This is a genomic window from Streptomyces platensis, assembly GCF_008704855.1.
In the GTDB taxonomy this organism is placed as follows: Bacteria; Actinomycetota; Actinomycetes; order Streptomycetales; family Streptomycetaceae; genus Streptomyces; species Streptomyces platensis.
In genome coordinates this window covers 1599539-1614608 of the sequence record NZ_CP023691.1, presented here as the reverse complement: position 1 = coordinate 1614608, position 15070 = coordinate 1599539, and the positions used below count along the sequence as shown (strand labels likewise).

At 68.1% G+C, this 15070-nt stretch carries 17 protein-coding genes; all 17 read left to right on the top strand.

Annotation, left to right across the window (positions count from 1 at the left end):
* The first annotated feature begins 20 nt into the window (after positions 1–20).
* The 17 genes from CP981_RS37595 (at position 21) to CP981_RS06735 (ending at position 14950) form a co-directional block, all read left to right on the top strand.
* Positions 21–320, top strand: coding sequence for a hypothetical protein (locus CP981_RS37595; RefSeq protein ID WP_158092643.1), 300 nt, complete (start codon positions 21–23; stop codon positions 318–320).
* Positions 321–397: 77 nt separating this feature from the next.
* Positions 398–859, top strand: coding sequence for an ATP-binding protein (locus tag CP981_RS06810; protein WP_158092642.1), 462 nt, complete (start codon positions 398–400; stop codon positions 857–859).
* Between the two features lie 40 nt (positions 860–899).
* Entirely contained in the window at positions 900–1379 is a 480-nt protein-coding gene (locus tag CP981_RS06805; RefSeq protein ID WP_085924482.1) for a LuxR C-terminal-related transcriptional regulator, read from the top strand.
* Positions 1379–2044, top strand: a complete 666-nt coding sequence (locus CP981_RS06800; protein ID WP_085924481.1) for an HAD family hydrolase — start codon at positions 1379–1381, stop codon at positions 2042–2044. The genes CP981_RS06805 and CP981_RS06800 overlap by 1 nt, the downstream gene beginning before the upstream one ends.
* On the top strand, positions 2041–3909 hold the full coding sequence (locus tag CP981_RS06795) for a hypothetical protein (RefSeq protein ID WP_085924480.1): 1869 nt from the start codon (positions 2041–2043) through the stop codon (positions 3907–3909). The genes CP981_RS06800 and CP981_RS06795 overlap by 4 nt, the downstream gene beginning before the upstream one ends.
* A complete protein-coding gene (locus CP981_RS06790) occupies positions 3906–4862 on the top strand; it encodes a thymidylate synthase (protein WP_085924479.1) in 957 nt (318 codons plus the stop codon). The genes CP981_RS06795 and CP981_RS06790 overlap by 4 nt, the downstream gene beginning before the upstream one ends.
* Before the next feature lie 8 nt (positions 4863–4870).
* Positions 4871–6589 (top strand): carbamoyltransferase family protein, encoded by a 1719-nt coding sequence (locus CP981_RS06785; RefSeq protein WP_085924566.1) that lies wholly within the window; start codon positions 4871–4873, stop codon positions 6587–6589.
* An 80-nt stretch (positions 6590–6669) separates the two neighbouring features.
* Positions 6670–7638 (top strand): CgeB family protein, encoded by a 969-nt coding sequence (locus CP981_RS06780; RefSeq protein WP_244329587.1) that lies wholly within the window; start codon positions 6670–6672, stop codon positions 7636–7638.
* Positions 7639–7734: 96 nt separating this feature from the next.
* Entirely contained in the window at positions 7735–8247 is a 513-nt protein-coding gene (locus CP981_RS06775; protein ID WP_085924477.1) for a P-loop NTPase family protein, read from the top strand.
* A 31-nt stretch (positions 8248–8278) separates the two neighbouring features.
* Positions 8279–9124 (top strand): class I SAM-dependent methyltransferase, encoded by an 846-nt coding sequence (locus tag CP981_RS06770; protein ID WP_244329586.1) that lies wholly within the window; start codon positions 8279–8281, stop codon positions 9122–9124.
* Positions 9121–9885: a phosphotransferase gene (locus CP981_RS06765; RefSeq protein ID WP_085924476.1), complete on the top strand. Its 765-nt coding sequence runs from the start codon at positions 9121–9123 to the stop codon at positions 9883–9885. Before CP981_RS06770 ends, CP981_RS06765 begins: the two co-directional genes overlap by 4 nt.
* Positions 9882–10538: a histidine phosphatase family protein gene (locus CP981_RS06760; RefSeq protein ID WP_085924475.1), complete on the top strand. Its 657-nt coding sequence runs from the start codon at positions 9882–9884 to the stop codon at positions 10536–10538. Before CP981_RS06765 ends, CP981_RS06760 begins: the two co-directional genes overlap by 4 nt.
* On the top strand, positions 10535–11371 hold the full coding sequence (locus tag CP981_RS06755) for a phosphotransferase (RefSeq protein WP_085924474.1): 837 nt from the start codon (positions 10535–10537) through the stop codon (positions 11369–11371). Before CP981_RS06760 ends, CP981_RS06755 begins: the two co-directional genes overlap by 4 nt.
* Before the next feature lie 37 nt (positions 11372–11408).
* On the top strand, positions 11409–12404 hold the full coding sequence (locus CP981_RS06750; protein WP_244329585.1) for an NAD-dependent epimerase/dehydratase family protein: 996 nt from the start codon (positions 11409–11411) through the stop codon (positions 12402–12404).
* A 27-nt stretch (positions 12405–12431) separates the two neighbouring features.
* Entirely contained in the window at positions 12432–13553 is a 1122-nt protein-coding gene (locus CP981_RS06745) for an adenosylhomocysteinase (protein WP_085924473.1), read from the top strand.
* 5 nt (positions 13554–13558) lie between these two features.
* Positions 13559–14125, top strand: coding sequence for an NUDIX hydrolase (locus tag CP981_RS06740; protein ID WP_208852907.1), 567 nt, complete (start codon positions 13559–13561; stop codon positions 14123–14125).
* Between the two features lie 24 nt (positions 14126–14149).
* Positions 14150–14950, top strand: a complete 801-nt coding sequence (locus CP981_RS06735) for a 3-deoxy-manno-octulosonate cytidylyltransferase (protein ID WP_085924471.1) — start codon at positions 14150–14152, stop codon at positions 14948–14950.
* The last annotated feature ends 120 nt before the right edge of the window (positions 14951–15070 follow it).

Below are 15070 nucleotides of genomic sequence, written 5' to 3'. Positions count from 1 at the left end.
GGACCTTGGGAGGTATGTCCATGACGGCGAACCACCAGATCGCGTTCCACATTCTCCGCAGGGAATCGATGGTTGCTGACTACCGGCTCCGTGCTGGCGTGGATCTGCTGAACGCGACCATGAATCAGCAGCACCGCTTCACCTTCGCCACCGGGCAGGAATACCTGCTGTGCAGCCACCAGCGGCTCCACGCGCCCGCAGAAGTCTCCGGCAATCGACGTTGGACCCGTGCCCTGGGCGAGCCGCGGTTGGCCCAGGCCCGCGGCTTCGCAGTTCGAGCTACCGCTCCGTTGCAGGTACTGAGGGAGACGGCCCAATGATCGGCCGGGGATCCTCGGCCGGCACGGCGGCTGCCGCCGAGTCTTTGATGTTCCGGCGGATGGGACGAGGGGCCGGCATGAATACCGCCGCCCTGGCCATGGAAGCCGTCATCGAGCACGCCGAGCTGCAATCGAGCATCTCATTGTCCTCCGACGATCTGGCCCCCCGTCGGGCCCGGGCATTCACCCGGACGAAGCTCACCGAGTGGGGCCTGGACGCTCTCGCCGATCGCGTACTGCTCATCGTCAGCGAACTCGTCACGAACGCATGCCGCCATGGCAGAACCAAGTCCGAGGGCGTGTTGGAGGAGATCACCCTGACGATCTCCTACCAGAACGCCGTCGTGGGGATCGAGCTGGAGGACAACTCCCGCCAGCTCCCCGTTCCGCGTAAGGGGCCGATCAGTGCGCTCGATGGCCGGGGCCTGTGCCTCGTAGCCGCCGAGGCGGACGCCTGGACCTCGCGCCTCAATCCCGACGGCACCGGCAAACGGGTGCTTGCCTTCCTGAGCTGGCCGTCGACGCCACCGGCCGTCTGACCGCAGCCAGCCCTCACCACTCCACGCGTCCAATCAGATCTTGGAGCTGTTCGTCATGCCCGCACACTCCCCGCCTGTCCTGCTGCACCTCCTTACACCGAGGGAAACCGAGATCCTGGGCCTTGTCGCCGATGGCCTGGGGAACAGCGAGATCGCGGCGCGCATCGGCTTGGCCGAGGACACCGTCAAGGGCTACCTGCGCAGTATCCGGACCAAGCTGGGCACGAGCCGCCGCCCGGTGCTCGCCGACATGGCGTGCCGAGCAGGCCATGCAGCCAGGCCCGAGGGTGCGGAGGCCGTGCGGCCGGAGATCTCCGATGAGGAGACGACCACGCTCAGGCTGCTCGCCCAGGGGGCGGGTGCAAGAGAAGTCGCGAAAGCGCAGCTCATGTCGCACCACACCGCCAAGAAGCACATTCGGCGGTTGCTGGACAAGATGGGTGCTTCCGACGCCGTGCACGGAGTCAGCCTCGCCTGGAGCTGGCACATCCTCAACGCCGACGAAGGAGCGCGATCCTGATGACGGCGTCCAGACTCAGGCGTGCGCTCGTCCTCGACCTCGACGGCGTTCTGCTCGATACGCGGCCGGTTATGCGGCAAGCGTGGCGAGAGGTACGCGAACGCCACGGCGTCGACGTGCCGTTCGAGGCGTACGAGCAACACCTCGGCCGCCCCTTCGACGACATCATGGAAATCTTGGGCCTCACCGAGGCTGATCGTCTCCACGAGACGTATGCGGAGGCATCTCAGCGAGGCTGCGAGCTGGCCAGCCCGTTCGCCGGCGTGGAGGAAGTGCTCCACGCATTCGCTGCCGCCGACTGGCTGCTTGGCGTCGTCACATCCAAGCCGTTGGACCGCGCCGCTCCACTGCTGGCCCGGCTCGGGTGCCCCTTTGCCGCGGTCCGCACCCCCAGCGGCCCCGGGCGGGGTAAGCCGGCACCGGACCCCCTGATGCTCGCGCTCGTTGATCTCGCCACTGATCCCGCGTCCGCGATGTTCGTGGGCGATATGGCCGTTGACCGCGAGTGCGCCCGGCGGGCCGGTGTGCCGTACGTGCATGCCGCTTGGGGCTACGGCGAGCCCGGCAGCCCGACACCTGAGATCGCGCGTGACCCGCAGGACCTCCTCCGGGTACTCGACACGACCTGTGAGTCGGGCCCCTTTGTCGCAGGGAGCCTGATGTGACCATTGCGAAGAGGAGCGCTCTCGGCCTCGTCCGGACTTCAGCGGGGGAGCAGACCGTCTGGGCGCTCGTTGGGGAAGCGTCCCTTCGGCACATGACGGCTGCCTGCATCACCACACTGGATCTTGAGGCTTTGCCGGTCGATCGAACAGAGGTGGATCGGCACGTCGCCGACGTCATGTCCGCCTTGGAGACGTACAGCTCGCGGCGCGCCGAGACGCCGGGTGGTGCCTCGTGGTTGTACGTGCAGCACGTTCCCGTACGGCGTCTGATCGCGCAGCTGGTGCGGAAGCTCCTGGCGCTGAGCGCGTGGCCCGAGTTCGCCGCGGCCCCCGGGCCCGTGACCCTTGCCCCGTACGAAGGACTGCTTGGCCTGCGGGACAGCAGCTCACGCGAGTACCGCTCCTACACCGTCACCTGGTCGGGTGTCGCGTACGCTCTTGGTGCGCTGGCGCCGCATAATCCGGCGCTCTCCGCCCGTCTGCGAAAGCTCACGACTCTCCACCCTGATAGCCGACTTGCAGGTGCCCCTACGCCTTCGGTCGTATCGGCCGAGGTGGTGGCACTGTCTTGGTCATCCCGGCACGCGCAGACCCTGCTGCCGGTGTTGGAGGAGCTCGCCGGCGCAGGCCGATCCAGCGCGCTGGTCGACCTCGCCACGGACCCGGTGGAGCGCTGCCCAGCCCCCGCGGGCGGGTCCATCACGCTGTGTCCAGCTCCCTCCGAGGCTGTCACCGCCTCCGGGACGGTCCCCGGGCTGCGTCTGGATACCGAAGAACCCGACGGCGTCGATGGCACGGCCCAAGTCGGTGTACACACCGTTCGGTTGGACCGGCTGGAGCGCCTCGCCGCCGCACTTCTGGAAGGGAGCGGCGGGTGTACCCAGCCGTCCTGGCGAGCCGTAGTGCGAGTGGAGGAGTGGCTCCAGGAGCTGCTCGACGCGGTACGCCCGCACACCGTGCTGCTGAGCAACGACACCAGCCCGCTCGGAGCGCTCGCCGCCCATGCCGCGGAGCGGCATGGTGCCACCACCGTGAACGTCCAGCACGGGGCGTGGATACCGGAGTCGGTCGCCTGGCCCGCCCTCCACAGCCGTCACATCGTTGTGATGGGTGACCGCGACGTTGCCCCGGCGAGGTCATGGGGTCGGCACCCCAAGGCGGAGATCCACGTTCTGGGGCAGCCGCGCTTCGATGCGCTCGCCGGCCTCGGGCGGGAAGCACAGCGTCGCTATCTCCAGAAGCTGCTCGGCGCCGACAGCGAGCGCGGTCCGGTGCGGATCGCGGTGTGGGCCTGCCAGCCGTTCGGCCCTGAGCGCCTCCAAGCTCAGGCGGACATCATCCTCGACGGTCTGAAGGCGGCCCAGGGGCACTGGGGGCTCGTCATTGCCCCGCACCCAGCCCAAGGGGGCCACGTCTTCGACCGCCTGCTGCGAGGGGACGGAAAACCACCTGTGGCTGTGGCCGATCCGCGCGTCGGGGCGCGTGGCTGCCTGGCGGGTGCGGACGCCGTGGTGAGTGTGTCCTCCACATGCGGCATCGAAGCCGTACTCCTCGACGTGCCCGTCCTCGAACTGGACCGCCCCGGTGACCGCACGCTTGGTCTCGCAGGGCACGCCGTCGCGCATCGGTGCCGAACGGCTGCCGATGTCACGGACGCGCTCGACCTCGTGAGCCGGGGGAGCGCCCGAGTACCGCGAGAAGCGCGCGATGCGGTGTGCCGCTGGCGAGGCCACAGCGCTGCCGACATCGCCCAGCTCATCATCCGCCAGGCCGAGGCCGGCATCTCGCACACCGACCCAATCGCACACCATCCCGCGGGCGCCGAGTCCGGCCTGTCCCGGGGCGAGGGAGCCACCATCCGATGACGAACCTGACAGCCGACACCGTCGCCCAACTCTTCACCGGGGCCGTTACGTTGGCCAAGAGCGGAGAGAAGATCAGCCCGCGCGGGATGGCTACTCGTGAGGTCCTCGACCTCACCATGCGCCTGACCCAGCCCCGGGCACGACTCCTGTACGCGCCGCCCGCCCGCATTGTGAACCCCGCCTTCGCGGTGGCCGAGACCGTCTGGCACCTTTCCGGCTCCGACGCCCCGTGGATCTTCGACTACAACGCGCGGCTGCGGCAGTACGCCGACGACGGCGTCCTCCGCGGCGCGTATGGGCCCAGGATGCGGAATTGGGGCGGGGAGGTCGACCAGCTCCACCGTGTCGTGGAGATCCTCAAGGACGACCCCGACTCCCGACGGGCGACGATCCAGCTCTACGACCCGGCTCGCGACACCGCCGGCCACAAAGACGTCCCCTGCACACTCGGCTTCCGCTTCCACCTGCGTGGCGGACGACTGCACATGTCGACCACGATGCGCGGCCAGGACGTGTGGATCGGCATGCCGTACGACCTGTTCTTCTTCACCACGCTCCACGAGCTCGTCGCCGGCTGGCTGGACGTCGACCTGGGGGAGTACCACCACCACGTCGACTCCCTCCACATCTACGAGCGCGACATCGAGAAGGCCGACGCGTTGACCGATGTGGCAGCGAGTCCGGTGATGCCTGAACTGTCCACGCGGTGGGAGGGGTTCGAGAAGCTCCTCGACCAGGTTGAAGCCGGTGGCGAGACGGGGTACCCGGGCTGGGATGCCATGGCTGAGACGATGCGCAGCTACCGGCTTTGGAAGGGCGGAGAGCACGAGCAGGCGTGTCGTATCGCTGACGCCCTCGAGGGGCCGCTCGGCGAGGCCCTGACCGGCTGGTACGGCGAGCTGAATCGTCGCGTTGGCGGCACGCCGGCTTCCGCACCGGTGGGGACGAGGTGACGACCGCCGTGGACCACGTTCCGTCCGTCGTCCTGGGCGTGTGCTCCTTCACCCACGACTCCGCCGCAGCTCTCCTCATCGACGGCGAGCTGGTGGGCTTTGTCGAAGAGGAGCGCTTGTCCCAGCAGAAACACACCCGTGAGTACCCGCGTCAGGCCATCGGGTGGCTGCTGGGGGAGGCCGGCATCACGCCGGGTGACGTCGATGCAGTCGCGTACAACTTCCAACCCATCCGCTACCTCGCCGAGACTCCTGCTGCCCTGCGGATGGCTCTGTCGGGCACGACCCGCTCACGGGCCATACCGCGTGCGGCAGGGTTCGCCAAGGTCGCCGTGCGTACCCGACGTCGCCTGCGGCTCCTCGCTCAGGACTTCCCCGACGCCCGTGTTACCCCCGTACTGCACCACCGCGCGCATCAACTGGCCGCGTTCACCGCGTCGGGCTGGGAGGAGGCGGCTGTTCTCGTCGTCGACAGCCTCGGCGAGCGGCAGACCACCACCATCGCCCACGCTCACCAGAGCGCCCGTCCCCGGGTGCGCATGCTGGAGGGGCTCACGGACCCGGCTTCGCTGGGCTATGTGTATGGGGCGGTTACCGAGCACCTCGGCTGGCGGCGCGGCGACGAAGAAGGCACCGTGATGGCCCTCGCAGCGCTCGGCGACCCCGCCCGATTCCGGCACGTCTTCACCCGCGCAGTCCACACCACAGCCACCGGCTTCGCCGTGGACCCGGCGTACTTCCCACCCCGCGTGCTCACCTCCGGCTATCCACGCACTTCCCCTCGGTTCGGCGCCGAGACCTGCCCGCCCCGGCAACCGGACGAGCCGGTCCAGGAGATCCACCAGGACCTGGCCGCCGCCCTCCAGGAGCGCACCGAGCAGATCGTGATCCACCTCGCGCGCCGAGCCCGCTTGGTGAGTGGCTCGCGCAGGCTGTGCGTGGGCGGTGGCGTGGCCACCAACTGCGTCAGCATCGGACGGATCATCGACGCCGGCATCTTCGACGAGGTCTTCGTCCCGCCGGCTCCCGGCGACGCAGGCACGGCGATCGGTGCCGCGGTCGCCGTGCACACCGACAGCGGCAGCCAACGGCCCCTGTCCGGGATCGCCCGTACCTGCTACCTCGGCCCGTCCTTCCCGGAGCCGGAGCTGGACCTCACCTCGTGGCCCGGACTGAAGCAGAAGCCCCTCGGGATGGACGCCGCGGAGTTTCTCGCGGACCAGCTGGCCCACGGGATGATCGTGGGGTTGTTCCAGGGCCGCGTCGAGGCCGGCCCCCGTGCCCTGGGGAACCGCTCGATCCTCGCCTCGCCCCTCGAAGCCGGGGTGGTCGAGCGCCTGAACGCAACGGTGAAGTTCCGCGAGCCCTTCCGCCCGTTCGCCCCGATGGTCACTGCCGTCCGCGCGCGTGAGTTCTTCACCCTCGGCCAGGACGCCCCGTACATGTCCATGGCCTCCCAGGTGACCGACGCTGCCCGCGAGCGCATCCCCGCGATCGTCCACGCCAACGGCACCGCCCGCCTCCAGACCGTCACCGCGCCACAGAACCCGTTCATGCACCAGGTCCTGGAGGCGTTCGCCCGCCGTACAGGGGTGCCTGTCCTGATCAACACCTCGCTCAATGTCAAGGGAAAGCCCATCTGCGGCACCCCGGAGATGGCACTGGACTGCCTCGCGAACTCCGGGCTCGACGCCCTGCTGCTCGAAGGGCGGTGGATCACCAAATGAAGATCGGATACAGCTTCTGGGGCTTCCTCGGAAACGGGGTCACCGACACCCCCGACGGAGGCCGCAGCCACCGCCGGCCGTTGATCGACGCGCTCCTCGGGCGCGGCCACGAAATCGTGTTTCTACAGGTCGACCGCGATCGACTCGAAGCCGGAGACGACCTCGGCGACGCGTACACCTTCGGCGCCGGCATCCCGGATATCGACGTGCTGTTCCTTGAATGGCGCTGGCCCATCGAAGGGCGCAACACCACCGCCTGCGGCACCCAAGGACACACCTGTGATCTTCACCGCCAAGCGGAGCTGCTCCAGCACTACACCGTTCGCCGCCGTACCCCCACCGTGATCTGGGACAAGGACCGGCGACTGCGCGAGGACAGCATCTGGCGACGGATCCGGAACGTCGAGGTGTGCGAGGCCGCCCTCACGCCGACCCCTGATGCCCACCGCCTGCTCTTCCCGGTCGACGATGCGCTCCTGCACGGCGCCGACCCAATCGCCCTGGCCAGCGAGGACCGGAAGACGCCGCTCGGTTACGTTGGCAACCAGTACGACCGCGACGACGAGTTCGACCGCTTCTTCGCTCCAGCTGCGGCCTGCTTCGAGCACCGGGTGGGTGGCAAATGGACCAGTACCACGTGCTGGCCACATGTCACCTTCCTCGGCCGAATCCCCTTCAACGCCGTCTCCAGGCTCTACAGCACGACACTGGCCACGGTCCTGCTCCTGCCCGAGCGGTACGCCGCGGTCGGACAGATGACGCAGAGGATCTTTGAGGCCGTCCTCGCCGGGTGCCTGCCGCTGGCGCCGGCCAGCATCCGGCACGTCGAGCAATTCGTCCCCGAGGGCCTGGTGGTCAGGTCCGGCGACCAAGTGATCCAGCGGATCGCGGCCCTCCAGAAGATCGCTGGCAGCCACCAGCACGCCGAACTGATCTCGGAGTGCATCGGCAGGCTGGAGCTGTTCCGGCTCAGCCACCAGGTCGACGCGCTGGAGACCGTGCTGGACGTGGCCACCGCCGCCGCGCCGCCAAGGCAGGGGGCCGCGTGATGAACCGCCTCGCACGGGCCAGCAGGCCGCGATCATCCGTATGTGTTCCGGCGGCCGAGCCATCCGGGCACCCGAGCACCTTTAGGCTGGAGCACCATGAAGAAGGTCGCCATCGTCGGCTGCGGAGGCAGCGGCAAGTCGGATCTTGCCCGCAAGCTGGCCAAGATCCTGGATGCTCCAGTGACGCATCTGGATGCCGCGTTCTACGACGACGAGTGGAACGCCTTGCCCATGGAGAAGTTCGCCGAGGTGCAGCGCGGCCTGGTCGCGCAGCCGACGTGGATCATCGACGGCAACTACAACTCCACGCTGCAGATCCGGCTCGAAGCCTGCGACACCGTGGTGCTGATGGACGTCTCGACGCCGGCCGCACTGTGGGGGATCTTTTCCCGACAGATCCGCCACGGCGCCGGACACAAGGGCAACGGGGTGCACAACCGCATCACCTGGGGCGTGATCAAGTACGTGGCGACCTACCGGCGCAAGATGCGACCGCGGGTCATGGCCAAGATCGAGGAATTCGCCGCGGGGCATGCCGAAGTGGTGCTCCTCACCAGCCGCCAGCACACGCGACGCTGGCTGCACCAGGCCGCCGCCCAGCACAGCTGAGCGCTCCGCGCCCCGAGCGGGGGTGCGGTTCGTGATCAACAACCCGTTTCTCGACCCCGACCGGCAGGGCGAGCTGTACGGCAACACCGCCCGGCTGGCCAGTCGCTCCAGCGCGCTGATGCGGGCCAAGACCGCTGGACGTCCCGTCCCCGAGACCATCGTCCAGCTGGCCCAGGCACACCGAGCCGGGTCCGACCGTCGTCCCGGCCTGGTAGCGGACATCGGATGCGGCCGCGGAACCAGCAGCCGCGTCCTGGCCCAGCAGCTGAAGCCGCAGCGGCTCGTGGGTATCGACGCCTCTCCCGCCCTGGTGACCGCCGCTCGAAGTCGCGTCAGCCACCACCCCGGAACGCAAGTGGCCTTCCTCCAGGGGGACTTCCACCATCTACCCCTGTCCGATGATTCGTGTGAGCTGGCTGTAGCGGCGTTCTGCCTCTACCACTCACCCGACCCCGGGCGAGCCATCGCGGAAATCGCCCGCTCCCTGGCCCCCGGTGGGCTCGCCGTGCTGGTCACCAAGGCGCTCGACAGCTACAGCGACATGGACGCCCTCATCGCCACCGCCGGTCTCGACCCGCACGCCGAGCGGCACGAGAGCCTTTACGCCACCGCGCACGGAGGCAACCTCGCCGACCTGGCGCAGTCAGCCCTGGACGTGGTGGCGGTCGAGCACGAGGAGCACCGCTTCGAGTTCTCCGGTCTTGACCACGCCGCCGAGTACCTCGCCACCAACCCCAAGTACGACCTGGCACCCGGTCTGTACGGCAACCCGGGCGCCCTGGCCGCCGCGCTCCACGAGTGGCACCCGGACAAGCCGATCACCACCACTTCGGTCATCACCTATGTCGTGGCCTGCTCGGTGGGAGGTCGGACGTGACGCCCTTCCACTTCACCAAGCACTACGAGACCCCAGCGAAGGCCGCTGCCGCCGCCCACCACTACGGGTGGCTCGCCACCCATGCGAAGCCGCTACGGCAGCCGGCGCTGATTGTGATCGGGCCGGCCAGCCTGACCTTCGAGCACATCGACGGTCGTCATGCGCAGAAGAAGGACCTGCTGTCTCTGGCCGCGCTCCTGGGCGATGCGCATGGTGCTGCCTGGACAAGCGGCCTGGACGCAGCACAGCTGGACATACCTCACGAACTCCGGGAGGGCAGCCTTCTCGCGGCTTTCCGCTCCTGTCGGGAAGTAGCGTTGCGCAACCGGTTGGAGAAGGGCTTTCTGCCCGACACCGCCGCCCTGCACGCGATGCTGACGCTGCTGGAGCGCTCCGCCGATGGGCCTGCCGCCTTCTACAAGGACAGCAACCCGCGGAATTTCCTGATCACCGAGAACGGCACGGTCTTCAGCGTCGACACGGACGACCTCACCCTGGCGCCCTTCGGATACGACCTGGCCAAGCTGATCACGACGCTGATCATGACGCACGGCCCGATCGACCCACCCGACATCGAAGCGGCCCTGAACAGCTACAACCACGCCGCTGCCCGGCACGACGCCCAGCTAGGGGCGACAAGCCGAGAGCGCCTCGGCGACTTCCTCGCACTGCACGCCGTACTGACCGCGCCGTACGCCGGGCGCCACGGCTACCGCTACGGCTGGCTGCATCAGCGCCAACAAACCCAAGGCATCTCGTGATCACCACAGAACTCGTCTTCGTCCGCCACGGCGAGGCTCGCTGCAACGTCGACGGCCGCGTCGGCGGACCCGCAACCTGCACAGGGCTCACCCACCGCGGGTACCTCCAGGTCCAGAGGGCCGCAGCCCAGCTGGCCGCCGAGCACCGAGCCCAGCCCTTCACCGCGCTCTACGCCGGCCCCCGACTGCGCCTACAGCAGAGCGGACAGATCCTCGGGCAGGCCCTCGGCCTGGAGCCCCTCATTGAACCTGGCCTCGATGGCCCCGCTCACGGAGAGGCCGACGGCAAGCCCTGGCACTACGTCAAGACCGCAGCGAACGGCGGACCGCATGCCCACCCAGACCAACCATGGGCCACGGGATCCGACACCTGGAACGGCTACCTCCAGCGAGCCGAGGCGTTTCTCTGCGACCTCATCGCCCGTCACGACGGGGGCCGAGTCCTGTTCGCCGCCCACGGCGAAACGATCCTCGCAGCACACGCCCTCCTGCTCGGACTCGGGCCGATGACGGAAGCCGGCTTCACCGTCTCCCACGCCTCCGTCACTCGCTGGCAGCACCACCACAACCGGCTCGGCCAGCGCCGCTGGATGCTCGACCGGCACAACGACACCGCCCACCTCGCCGCAGCAGCAGCGGGAGCGACGCCGTGAGCACGGCCTACGACGATCCGCGCATCCAACTCGCGCGCCAGACGGTCGGAGCTGTCAGCATCGTCGCCGGCCCGACGCTCCCGCCCCACCTCCTGCAGCTCATCGACACCCGCGGCAACACCTACTTCGCAAAGCAGCACAGAAGCCAGGCGCGATACGTCCAAGAGACGCACGCCTACCTGACGTGGAGACGCCATCTCCAAGACCACGCACCTGAGCTAGTCGACCGCCAGGACTCGACGCACATCCTCCTGCTCACCGCGGTGCCCGGTCGAAGCGGTGACGCACTGGTGCCGGGTTCGGACGAGGAGGAGCGGGCGCACCACGATGCCGGAGCTGTACTTCGAGCTCTTCACCAGGCGACGTGCCGTCGGAGCACCGGCGACATGGGAGACAAGCTGGCAGTCCGTCTCCGAAGCTGGGTTGCCAGGGCCGACCGCGCAGACCTCCTATCGGGCACCGAGCGCAACTTCCTCCTACAGATCGCGGACGAGCTGGCCGGCACCTGCATGGACAGCGCCATCTGCCACCTCGACTACCAACCCAGGAACTGGCGCATCGGAGACGGCTTCTGGGCCTTCGACTTCGAGCACATGCGACGCGACGCCCGCCTCAGGGACTTCGCCCGACTCGAATTCCGCCACTGGCAGGCGGCCCCTCAACTGCGCGAGGCCTTCTTCACCGGATACGGCAGTCGCCCCACGGACACCGAACAACGGCTCCTGGTGCGCTTCGGCGCCATCGAAGCCGTCACCGCGCTCGTCCGCGGCCACGAACAGGACGACGTCCTCCTTAGCGCCCACGGCCGCACCGTCCTGTCCCAACTGAGCTGACCACCACCCACCCGCCAACCCACCTCTGGAGAGTTCCGTGTCAGACAGCCCCTCCGCCGCGACCACATCGAGCCCTCGGCGCGCGCTGGTGACCGGCGCGGCCGGCTTCATCGGATCCCACCTCGCCCACGCCCTGCTCCAGACAGGAACCACCGTCATCGGCGTCGACCGTCGCGACCCCGCAAGAGAGCAGACGGCTGCCACCAACATGGCCGCACTGCACGGTCTCCCTGGCTATATGCACATCACCGCGGACCTCCTCACCTGCGCGATCGATCCGCTCCTCATCGACGCAGACGTTATCTTCCACCTGGCCGGCATTCCCGGCGTACGACCCTCATGGGGACCGCAGTTCAGCGAGTACGTCAACGCCAACATCCTCGCCACCCAGCGGCTCATGGACGCCGCCACCCGCATGCACGTCCCCCGGCTCGTCGTAGCCTCCTCCTCCAGCGTCTACGGCCCCACCAACGGCGGCCCCAGCGTCGAAGGTGATCACCCCCGCCCGGCCTCCCCATACGCCGTCACCAAGCTCGCCGAGGAACAGCTCTGCCTCGCCCACGCCTCCCGAGCCGACTGCCCCACCAGCGTCATCGCCCTGCGGTACTTCACGGTCTACGGCCCCCGCCAGCGCCCCGACATGTTCACCCACCGCGCCCTCCACGCCGCCATGACCGGGGAGCCACTGCGTCTGTACGGAGACGGCCACCAGCGCCGCGACTTCACGTACATCGACGATGCCGTCGCAGCCACCATCTCTGCTGCGGGTGCCCCCATCGACACGGGCATCGTCAATGTCGGCGGCGGAGCCAATGCCTCCTTGCTCGACGTGATCAACATCGCCAACCGCCTCGCCGGCCGAGAGATCCAGATCTATGCCGACAACGTCCGCAACGGAGACGTACTGACCACCCGCGCTGACCCTCGCCGCGCCCAGTCTGTACTCGGCTGGCAGCCGACGGTCGACCTGCCCACCGGCATGCGCGCACAGATGCAGGCCCTGGCCCAGCCCGCCTATCGAAAGGCCGCCTAACCACATGGCGACGAGAGAGGAGTTGCTGTGGAGAGCCCAGAAAAGGCCCGGCTGGACGCCTTCTTCCGGCGAATTACCGAACGCTTCCCCGCCGCAGGTCAGGCCACCTCACTGATCATTACGCACCTGCTCCCCGAACGCCCGGCGTTCCTACGCGCGATGGCTCGCACGACCACCATCGCCGCCGTGCTCCCCAAGCCCAAGTCCGTGACCGAGGAGGCTCTGACAGAGGTCCGCCGCACATACGCCGTCCACACCCTTACCCGTGAACTGTTCGCCGATCCGACCAACGCCCTGGAGTACCTCGAAGAAACCGTGCCCGGTCGCGACATCGTCCTCCTCGACATCGGCGGATACTACGCCCCCAGCCTCCACACGCTGGTCGACAAGTTCTCCGGCCGCATCCTGGGAGTCGTCGAGGACACCGAAAACGGCCACCAGCGGTATGAGGCGCTCGGTCAACTGCCCTGCCCCGTGTTCTCGGTGGCTCGCTCCCCGCTGAAGGACTGCGAGGACCACCTTGTCGGGCGATCCATCGTCTTCTCCACGGACGCCCTGGTCCGCACCCGAGGTGACATCCTCACCAGCCGCGACGCCTGCGTCATCGGATTCGGAAAGGTCGGCCGCAGCATCGCCCAGACCTTGCGAGCCCACGACTTGCGCGTCGTCGTCTACGACAACGACCCCGTCAAGCGGGTGCAAGCCCACTCCCAGGGCTTCCGTACCACCGCCTCCTGCACGGAAGCGATCCGCGAGGCCGGCCTCGTGCTGTGCGCCACCGGCAACCTGGCCCTGCGGCAGAGCGATTTTGCAACCCTGCAGAACGGCGCGTACGTCGCCTCGGTCACCTCCTCCGAGGACGAACTCGAACTCGATGCGCTCGACGACCTCTACCGGCGCACCCCGACGGGGGACCAGCTGACTCGCTACGACGTGACCGGCCACTACTTCTACGTGCTCGCCAACGGCAACGCCGTCAACTTCCTGCACGGCGCGGCCGTCGGCACGTACATCCACCTCGTCCAAGCCGAGATGCTCGCCGCCACATCCGCCCTCAGCCGGGGTGCGCACGACCCGGGCCTCCACGAAATGTCCGCAGACGACCGCCAGGCCATCGCCAGCGTCTGGCTCGACCACTTCGCCAGGTGATCCACATGCCTCCGTCCCGCAGCTACATCCACAACACCACCGAGGCCTACCTCGGGCGCCACCCCGAGGAACGGGAAAGGCTTACGCCTCTCCTGGATGCCCTCTCGCGCCCGGGGGACCCGACCAGCCGTAAGACCTACCCCGGCCACATCACCTGCGGCGCCATCGTGATTGACCGGCACGACCAGGTGCTGCACATCCACCACAAGATCCTCGGCAAGGACCTCGTGCCGGGTGGCCACATCGAGCCTGACGACGCCGCTCTCTCCAGTGCCGCCCAGCGCGAACTCCAGGAGGAGGCCGGCATCCCGCCCAGCGCCGTGGTGCCGCTGACGGGCTACGAAGGCATCCCGCTCGACATCGACGTACACGACATCGCAGCCAACCCCGATAAAGGCGAACCGGCGCACCAGCACTACGACTTCCGGTTCGCTTTCCGACTTCTCGGCGAGCGGAAGATTCACCTCCAAGTCGAGGAAGTCACGGACTACCGGTGGCTGCCCTTCGCCAAGGTCCCTGCACCGACCATCGCTGACAAGCTCGCTCTCCTGCTCAGCTCCACCAGTCCCTGACCCGCCTATCGACCGGAGACCACCGTGGCCGCCACCACAACGAAGTCGAAGCACACCTCGCGCCGTCACATAGCGGTGATCCCATGCCGCTGGGGCGCCTCACGATTCCCAGGAAAGCCCCTGGCCATGCTCGGCGACAAGCCGCTGCTGTGGCATGTCCACCAGCGATGCCAGGAGGCCACGCGGCTCGATGACGCCATCGTCGCGACCGACGACCGTCGCATCGAGGAGACGTGCAGGAAGCTCGCCATTCGCTGCGTGATGACCGGCGAGCACGCCACAGGCACCGACCGTGTCGCCGAATGCGCCCAGTACCTCGACGCCGACGCGTACATCAACGTCCAGGGCGATGAGCCCTTCATCGACCCGGCAGCGATCGACGCCGTCGCGGAAGCAGTGGCTCACCTCGACACAACCACCCCGGCGGTCAACGCTTACACGCGCGTGACTGACGCGGCAGCGGCCATCGACCACAACGTCGTCAAGGTCGTCGTCAGCGCGGACAACAATGCCCTGATGTTCTCCCGCCAGCCGATCCCGTACCCCCGGGGCCACTACCCTGCCTACCTCCGTCAGCTTGGGCTGTACGCGTTCACAGCAGAAGGGCTCGAGATATTCCGGAAACTGAGCCAGGGGCCGCTCGAACGCGCCGAGGGCGTCGAGATGCTGCGTTTCATCGAGCATTCGCGCAACGTGCGGATGTTGCCCGTGGTCGATGCCGGCCTTGCAGTGGACACCCCCGAAGACCTTGTCCGCGCGGGCATCCTTCTGGAACAGGCACAGGCCAGCTCCGGTTCTCCTGAGAGGGGCGGGGGCTGGCCTTAGGTTCTGTCCGTCCGATCATGTGCGGATCCAGATGACCGTGGCGGCGAGGGCCACAGTGCCGAGGTACCTGCTGGAGGGGGAACTCCCAGGTCCCGTTTCCAGACCGGAGAGCTCGAGATT

Bases quoted from the DNA above. Each gene is read 5' to 3' on its own strand.
- CP981_RS06790 (WP_085924479.1), top strand. From the start codon at position 3,906: ATGACGAACCTGACAGCCGACACCGTCGCCCAACTCTTCACCGGGGCC.
- CP981_RS06810 (WP_158092642.1), top strand. From the start codon at position 398: ATGAATACCGCCGCCCTGGCCATGGAAGCCGTCATCGAGCACGCCGAG.
- CP981_RS06740 (WP_208852907.1), top strand. From the start codon at position 13,559: ATGCCTCCGTCCCGCAGCTACATCCACAACACCACCGAGGCCTACCTC.
- CP981_RS06800 (WP_085924481.1), top strand. From the start codon at position 1,379: ATGACGGCGTCCAGACTCAGGCGTGCGCTCGTCCTCGACCTCGACGGC.
- CP981_RS06775 (WP_085924477.1), top strand. From the start codon at position 7,735: ATGAAGAAGGTCGCCATCGTCGGCTGCGGAGGCAGCGGCAAGTCGGAT.
- CP981_RS37595 (WP_158092643.1), top strand. From the start codon at position 21: ATGACGGCGAACCACCAGATCGCGTTCCACATTCTCCGCAGGGAATCG.